We start from the raw sequence: 7,355 nt of genomic DNA on the forward strand, positions 1-7,355 counted from the left end.
GTTCGCCGAGGACAAGCGCGGCTCATGAACGAGACCGAGGGCGACGACACCGGTCCCGTGCGGACCGACGTGATCGTGGTCGGGGCGGGGCCCGCGGGTCTGATGCTCGCGGCGGAGCTGCGGCTGGGCGGGGTGGGGGTGGTCGTGGTCGACGAACGCCCCGGCCCCACCACGGAGTCCCGGGCCTCCACCCTGCACGCGCGCACCATGGAGATCCTCGACTCACGCGGGCTGCTCGACGAGCTCGGGGCGCCCCCGCGGGAGCCGCGCGGCCACTTCGGCGGCGTCCCGCTGGACCTGACCCTGCCCAGCACCCACCCCGGGCAGTGGAAGGTGCCCCAGGCCCGGGTCGAGGAGCTGCTGCAGCGCCGGGCCTGCGCGCTCGGCGCCGATCTGCGGCGCCGGCACCAGCTGCTGACGCTCAGCGCGGACGAGGACGGGGTGACGGCGCGGGCGCTGGGGCCGCGGGGCCCGCTGCGGCTGCGCGGCCGCCATCTGGTCGCCTGCGACGGGGAGAACAGCACCGTACGGCGGCTGCTGCGCGCCGAGTTCCCGGGCCGCGACGCCACCCGTGAGCTGCTGCGCGCCGATGTCACCGGCGTCAGCGTGGCGGACCGGCGGTTCGAGCGGCTGCCGCAGGGGCTCGCCATCGCCGCCACCCGCGACGGCACGACCCGGGTGATGGTGCACGAGTTCGGCCGGCCCGCGGGTCTCCGCGAGGGCGCCGAGCCCGACTTCACCGAGGTCGCGGACGTGTGGAAGCGGGTCACCGGCGAGGACATCGGGCACGGGACCCCCCTGTGGGTGAACGCGTTCGGTGACGCCGACCGGCAGCTCGCCCGGTACCGGCACGGGCGCGTGCTGTTCGCCGGGGACGCGGCGCACCAGCAGATGCCGAGCGGCGGCCAGGCCCTCAACCTCGGGGTGCAGGACGCCTTCAACCTCGGCTGGAAGCTCGCGGCGGTGGCGCGCGGCAGCGCCGGCGCCGAACTGCTGGACACCTACCACGAGGAACGGCACGCGGTGGGGCACCGCGTCCTGGCCAACATCCGGGCCCAGGTCCAGCTGCTGCTCGGCGGCCCCGAGGTCGAACCGGTGCGGGCACTGCTCGCCGAACTCCTCACGCTGGACGGCGTCCGGGAGCGGCTGGCCGGTGTGATCAGCGGCCTCGGCATCCGCTACGACACCGGGGCGGAGCCCGGGGCGCACCCGCTGGTCGGCGGGCGCCTGCCCGACGTCGCACTGGAGCCGGGGCCCGGCGGTCCCGAGGACGCGGGTGTCCACCGGACGACCGAACTGCTGCGCACCGGGCGGGGGTTGCTGCTTCTTCAGGACGCGGACGACGCGGGTGCGCTGCGCGCGGCCGCCACCGGTTGGGCCGACCGCCTCACCGTCACCGGCCTGCGCCCCGCCCCCGGCTCCCCCCTGCCGTCGGGGCAGGCCCTGCTGGTGCGGCCCGACGGCTATGTGGCCTGGTCCGGCACCGCCCCGGCGGAGCTGTCGGAGGCGCTGCACCGGTGGCTGGGACCGTCCCGGCCCGGCCCCCACGACTGAACGACCCCGACCCACCACCCCCCGGACGCGGCGCGTCGCGGCGGCCCGGGAGCCGGAGCCACCCGCCGGCCCCCGACCGCACGGCGGCGCGCCGCACCCACCCACCGCCGCCACCGCGCGGACGACCCCCCTTGAGGAACCGCGCGACGAACGGCACGAGCAAACCCACGAGGAAAGGATTCGCATGGACGCCAAGACCGACGCGGACGTCGTCGTCATCGGCGCCGGGCCCGCCGGGCTGATGCTGGCCGCAGAGCTGCGGCTGGGCGGGGCGAGCGTCGTCGTCGCCGAGCGGCTCGCCCGGCCGACCGGGCAGTCACGGGGGCTGGGCTTCACCGCCCGGGCACTGGAGACGTTCGACCAGCGCGGGCTCGTCCCCCGGTTCGCCGGGCTGGAAACCAGCCCCATGGGGCACTTCGGCGGGGTGCAGTTCGACTACACCGTGCTCCGGGACGCGCACTTCGGGGCCCGGGGCATCCCGCAGTCCCGGACGGAGGCGGTGCTGGAGGACCGGGCCCGCGAACTGGGTGCCGACATCCGCCGCGGCTGGGAGTTCCAGGCCCTGGAGCAGGACGAGGACGGCGTCACGGTCACGCTGCTGAGCCCCGACGGGGAGCGGCGGTTGCGTGCCGCCTACCTGGTCGGCGCCGACGGCGGGCACAGCGCGGTGCGCCGGGCGGGGGGCTTCGACTTCCCCGGCACCCCCGCCACGCGGGGCATGTACCTGGCCGACGTGAGCGGGGTGGCCATCCGGCCGCGTCCGCTCGGTGAGCGTCTTGAGGGCGGCATGGTGATGGCCGCGCCGCTGGCCGAGGGCGTGGACCGCATCATCGTGTGCGAGCACGGCACCCCGCCGGCCGACCGCAGCGAGACCCCCGAGTTCGCCGAGGTCGCCGCCGCCTGGCAGCGTCTGACGGGTGAGGACATCTCCGGCGGCAGCGCCGACTGGGTCAGCTCCTTCACCGACGCCACCCGCCAGGTCACCGAGTACCGCAGGGGCCGCGTCCTGCTCGTCGGCGACGCCGCCCACATCCACCTGCCGGCCGGCGGCCAGGGCCTGAGCATCGGCGTCCAGGACGCCGCCAACCTCGGCTGGAAGCTGGCGGCCGCCGTGCGGGGCCGGGCGCCCGCGAGCCTGCTGGACTCCTACCACGCCGAACGCCACCCGGTGGGCGCCGCGCTGCTGAGCAACACGGTGGCCCAGGGCACGGTGTTCCTCGGGGGCCCCGAGTCCCAGCCGCTGCGCGATCTGTTCGCCGAGCTCATCGGCATCGACGCGGTCAAGCGGCATCTGGCGGGCCGGGTCAGCCACCTCGACGTCCGCTACCGGATCGGCACGCCCGACGCGCACCCCCTGGTCGGCCGCCGGCTGCCGCCCCGCGGGCTGCGGACCGCCGCCGGAGAGGTGCGCAGCCCCGAGCTGCTGCACGCGGCGCAGGGCGTCCTGCTGGACCTGGCCGACGCGCCCGCCGTGCGCGAGGCGACCGCGGGCTGGAAGGACCGGGTCGTCACCGTCACCGGCACGCCGCTGGAGGCGGACGCCTTCGGCGGGGCCGCGGCGGTCCTGGTCCGTCCCGACGGCTACGTCGCCTGGGCGGGCTCCGACGCGGAGACGCTGCGGGCGGCGCTGTCCCGCTGGTTCGGCGCACCGGAGACCGTATGAGCACCCCCGCCGGCCACGACACCCGGGACGCCGTCCCGGGCGCGACCTCCCCGGGCGTGCGCCCCATCACCGTCCCGGCGGGCCCGCTGACCCTGTCCGCGCTGATCGCCGAGCCCGCCGGGCCGCCCCGCGCCACCGTCGTCGCGGTGCCCGGCGGCGGCACGGGCGCCGGGTACTTCGACGGGCAGGCCCACCCCGACCTCTCCCTGCTCGCGCTGGGTGCCCGCCTCGGCTACACCGTGATCGCCCTGGACCGTCCGGGCTACGGGCTGTCGGCCTCGCAGGTGCCGAGCGGGCAGACCCTCGCCGAGCAGTCCTCGGTGCTGCGCCACGCGCTGACCCACCTCCGGGGCCGCTACGAGCTCGGGGCGGGGGTCTTCCTGCTCGCGCACTCCTTCGGCGGCAAGCTCGCGCTGACCTACGCCGCGGACGAACCGGACGCGCAGGCGCCCCCGCTGCTCGGCCTGGACATCTCCGGTCTGGGCCGGGACTACGCGGTCGATCCCGGTGTGCTGGACGACCCCCACCGGCACCGCCAGTGGAAGCAGCACTGGGGCGCCCTGCGGTTCTATCCGCCGGACACCTTCGCCAAGGCCGTGTCCGTGGTCGCGCCGATGCCGGCGCGCGAACGCTCGGAGGCCCGGGACTGGCCGCTGCGGTGCGCCGCCCTGGCGGAGCGGGTGCGGGTTCCGGTGCGGCTGACGTTCGCCGAGCGGGAGCTGTGGTGGCGGCACGACGAGGACACGGTGGCCGACCTGGCCTCGCTCTTCACCCGGGCGCCCGTCGTCCGGGTCGACCGCCAGTCCGGTGCCGGGCACAACATCAGCCTGGGCTGGGCCGCCCGCGCGTACCACCTGAAGGCACTGGCCTTCTTCGAGGAGTGCCGCACCCTCCTGACCGGGGGCGGCGCCGCGACCGACGGGAGGCGGCCATGACCGGGACCACCGCGCACGGCAGGCTCGGCACGCTCCCCGACCCGGCCGCCCTGGGCGCCATGAGCCCCGACCTGCGTGCCCGTCTCATCGGCCACTGCCTGCGCCTGGAGGTGCAGCACCTGCTGGCCGTCCCCCCGGCCCACCGGGTCTTCCCCGACCGGTCGCTGAGCGACCAGGGGCTGGACAGCCTGGGGGCCCTTTTCCTGCAGCGGCGGATCCGGTGCGTCCTGCGCCGGGAGGTCTCCAGCGAGGTGCTGCGCACGAGCACCGTGGACCAACTGGTCGACCTGCTCGCCCGCTGACCCCCGTCCCACCCTCCCCGTGGACCGCACGGCCCACCCGGACCGGAATCGCACCCACCACGACCGCAACCACCACGAAGCGAAGACGGAGAAGCCACCCATGGTGCTCGCACCGCCCACCGAAAGTCCCGGCCCGCTCATGGAGCTGGCCGCACGCAAGGGTCTGGCCCGTGAGGGCGACGACCCCAAGGCCACCGAACGCCAGCACGCCAAGGGCAAGCTGACCGCGCACGAGCGCATCGAACTGCTGCTGGACAAGGGCAGCTTCACCGAGGTCGAGCCGCTGCGCCGGCACCGCGCCACCGGCTTCGGCCTGGAGGCGAAGAAGCCCTACGGCGACGGCGTGATCACCGGCTGGGGCACGGTCGAGGGACGCACGGTGTTCGTGTACGCCCATGACTTCAGGGTCTTCGGCGGTGCGCTCGGCGAGGCCCACGCCACCAAGATCCACAAGATCATGGACATGGCCCTGGCGGCCGGAGCGCCGCTGGTGTCCCTCAACGACGGCGCGGGCGCCCGTATCCAGGAGGGCGTCTCGGCGCTCGCCGGCTACGGCGGCATCTTCCGGCGCAACACCCGCGCCTCCGGCGTCATCCCGCAGATCAGCGTGATGCTCGGCCCGTGCGCGGGCGGCGCCGCCTACAGCCCCGCCCTGACCGACTTCGTCTTCGCCGTCCGCGACATCTCCCAGATGTTCATCACGGGCCCCGACGTGGTGCGCGCCGTCACCGGCGAGGAGATCAGCCAGAACGGGCTCGGCGGCGCCGACGTCCACGGCGCCACCTCGGGTGTCGCGCACTTCGTCTACGACGACGAGGAGAGCTGCCTCGCCGAGGTGCGCTACCTGCTGTCGCTGCTGCCGTCCAACAACCGGGAGCTGCCGCCCGTCAGCCACAGCGGGGACCCCGCGGACCGGCCCGGCGACGCCCTGCTGGACATCGTGCCCGCCGACGGGAACCGCTCCTACGACGTGCGCGCGGTGATCGAGGAACTCGTCGACGAGGGCGAGTACGTGGAGGTGCACGCGGGCTGGGCGCCGAACATCGTGTGCGCGCTTGCCCGCGTCGACGGCCGCACCGTCGGTGTCGTCGCCAACCAGCCCTCCTCGATGGCCGGCGTCCTGGACATCAGGGCGAGCGAGAAGGGCGCGCGGTTCGTCCAGTTCTGCGACGCCTTCAACATCCCGCTGGTCACCCTGGTGGACGTGCCCGGCTTCCTGCCGGGCGTGGACCAGGAGCACGAGGGCATCATCCGGCGCGGCGCGAAGCTGCTGTACGCCTACTGCAACGCGACCGTGCCGCGGGTGTCCGTGGTGCTGCGCAAGGCGTACGGCGGCGCGTACATCGTGATGGACTCGCGTTCCATCGGCGCCGACATCGCGCTGGCCTGGCCCGCGAACGAGATCGCGGTGATGGGCGCGGAGGGTGCCGCGAACGTCGTCTTCCGCCGGGAGATCGCCGCCTCCGACGACCCGGAGGCGACCCGGCTGGAGAAGATCGAGCAGTACCGGCGTGAGCTCGTCCACCCGTACTACGCCGCCGAGCGCGGCCTGGTCGACGACGTCATCGACCCGCGCGACACCCGGTCGGTGCTGGCCCGCTCGCTGGCGATGCTCGTCTCCAAGCACGCCGACCTGCCGTGCCGCAAGCACGGCAACCCGCCCCAGTGAACGCCGGAGGAGCCATGGCCGAGCAGAGCCCCGAGGACCGGGCGGAGCACGCCGGGAGCGCGGCGGCCGGCAGGGCGGGCGCCCGGCCCTGGCTGCGGGTCGAGCGCGGCTGCCCCACGCCCGAGGAACTGGCCGCGCTCACCGCGGTGCTGCTGACCCGCACCGCGGCCGCCGGCGCCCTGCCGGACGACCTGGCGCGCAGGCAGCAGGCGATCGCCCTGTGGAAGCGCCCCGAACGCACCTCGGTGTTCGAGGGGCCGCGCAGCTGGCGGGCGGCGGCCTGAGGGCCGAGGGGCCGCCCGGGACGGAGAAGGGCCGCGGAGTTCAGTCGAACTCCGCGGCCCTCGTCGTTGTGGGGTCCCGCCTCACCTCCCCGGTGCGAGCGCCCGCCCGTCGCCCCGCGCCGGCGCCGTGCCCTCCCGGTCCGCGCCCCGGTTCACGTCCCGCAGCACCGACCGCAGACCCGGCGGCATGGCCCGCAGCCGCTCGACCGCGTCCCGGGCGTAGAGGTGCTCCGCGCCCACCGCGCGCATCACGACCTGCCGGTCGCCCGACCCCAGGAGGGCCGCAGCGCCGATGTGGGTGGGGCACAGCGGCAGATTGCCCACGACCCAGCCGACCGGACGGGCCGCGGGACGGCCCTCCCCCAGGTAGTCGCGGTCCGCGCCCCGGGCGAGCCCGGTGCCGAGCCCCTTCAGATAGGCCTCCTTGCGCGTCCACAGCCGCCCGAAGGCCGCCGTGCGCGCCGGCTCGCCCCGCGCCGACAACTCCTCGCGCTCCAAGGGGTGCAGGGTGGGCAGGCACGCCTCGGTGGTCTCCCGCGACGGCACGCGCTGCACGTCCGCGCCGACCCGGACCCCGGACACCACGACGAGCGCCAGGCCATGGCTGTGCGAGAGCGAGAACTGCGGCGCACCGGGGACCCCGAGCACCACGGGTCGCCCGTGCCGCTCCCCGTCCCCGCCGTGGCGCTCTCCGCCCAGAGTGATGCGGTGCGGCTCGAGCCCCGTGTACACGGAGAGGACCCGGCGCAGCCCCACATGGGCCGCGAGGTACATCCGCCGGTCCTCGGGCCGCCGGTAGGCCTCGGCCCGCTCGCGCTCACGGTCGTCGAGTTCGTGGCCGGGCACGTCGCGGGGCGAGTCCGGCGGCGGCAGCAGCCACACGTCCAGCTCTTCCACGCCCACCGCGAGCCTTCCCCCGGTCTGCGTCAACGTCGGCTCTCCGCATGT

At 75.5% G+C, this 7,355-nt stretch carries 7 protein-coding genes; 6 read left to right on the plus strand and 1 reads right to left on the minus strand.

What is annotated here, in order from left to right; genetic code table 11:
• Nucleotides 1-24 precede the first annotated feature (24 nt).
• The 6 genes from AB0C59_RS34595 (at nucleotide 25) to AB0C59_RS34620 (ending at nucleotide 6,407) form a co-directional block, all read left to right on the plus strand.
• Entirely contained in the window at nucleotides 25-1,554 is a 1,530-nt protein-coding gene (locus tag AB0C59_RS34595) for an FAD-dependent monooxygenase (protein WP_363011795.1), read from the plus strand.
• 184 nt (nucleotides 1,555-1,738) lie between these two features.
• On the plus strand, nucleotides 1,739-3,217 hold the full coding sequence (locus AB0C59_RS34600) for an FAD-dependent monooxygenase (protein ID WP_363011797.1): 1,479 nt from the start codon (nucleotides 1,739-1,741) through the stop codon (nucleotides 3,215-3,217).
• Entirely contained in the window at nucleotides 3,214-4,152 is a 939-nt protein-coding gene (locus AB0C59_RS34605) for an alpha/beta fold hydrolase (protein ID WP_363011799.1), read from the plus strand. The genes AB0C59_RS34600 and AB0C59_RS34605 overlap by 4 nt, the downstream gene beginning before the upstream one ends.
• The gene (locus AB0C59_RS34610; RefSeq protein WP_363011801.1) at nucleotides 4,149-4,454 is read left to right on the plus strand and encodes an acyl carrier protein; all 306 of its coding nucleotides are present in this window, start codon (nucleotides 4,149-4,151) and stop codon (nucleotides 4,452-4,454) included. Before AB0C59_RS34605 ends, AB0C59_RS34610 begins: the two co-directional genes overlap by 4 nt.
• 139 nt (nucleotides 4,455-4,593) lie before the next feature.
• The gene (locus AB0C59_RS34615; RefSeq protein WP_363011807.1) at nucleotides 4,594-6,123 is read left to right on the plus strand and encodes an acyl-CoA carboxylase subunit beta; all 1,530 of its coding nucleotides are present in this window, start codon (nucleotides 4,594-4,596) and stop codon (nucleotides 6,121-6,123) included.
• Between the two features lie 14 nt (nucleotides 6,124-6,137).
• Complete coding sequence (locus AB0C59_RS34620; RefSeq protein WP_363011803.1) at nucleotides 6,138-6,407, plus strand: acyl-CoA carboxylase subunit epsilon; 270 nt, start codon at nucleotides 6,138-6,140, stop codon at nucleotides 6,405-6,407.
• Nucleotides 6,408-6,488: 81 nt separating this feature from the next.
• Here AB0C59_RS34620 and AB0C59_RS34625 read toward each other — a convergent pair.
• The coding region (locus AB0C59_RS34625; protein WP_363011805.1) for a 4'-phosphopantetheinyl transferase superfamily protein at nucleotides 6,489-7,355 on the minus strand (867 nt) is incomplete at its 5' end.

It is taken from the genome of Streptomyces sp. NPDC048664, assembly GCF_040650555.1.
Taxonomy (GTDB): domain Bacteria; phylum Actinomycetota; class Actinomycetes; order Streptomycetales; family Streptomycetaceae; genus Streptomyces.

Bases quoted from the DNA above. Each gene is read 5' to 3' on its own strand.
- AB0C59_RS34595 (WP_363011795.1), top strand. From the start codon at position 25: ATGAACGAGACCGAGGGCGACGACACCGGTCCCGTGCGGACCGACGTG.
- AB0C59_RS34615 (WP_363011807.1), top strand. From the start codon at position 4,594: ATGGAGCTGGCCGCACGCAAGGGTCTGGCCCGTGAGGGCGACGACCCC.
- AB0C59_RS34600 (WP_363011797.1), top strand. From the start codon at position 1,739: ATGGACGCCAAGACCGACGCGGACGTCGTCGTCATCGGCGCCGGGCCC.
- AB0C59_RS34605 (WP_363011799.1), top strand. From the start codon at position 3,214: ATGAGCACCCCCGCCGGCCACGACACCCGGGACGCCGTCCCGGGCGCG.
- AB0C59_RS34610 (WP_363011801.1), top strand. From the start codon at position 4,149: ATGACCGGGACCACCGCGCACGGCAGGCTCGGCACGCTCCCCGACCCG.
- AB0C59_RS34620 (WP_363011803.1), top strand. From the start codon at position 6,138: ATGGCCGAGCAGAGCCCCGAGGACCGGGCGGAGCACGCCGGGAGCGCG.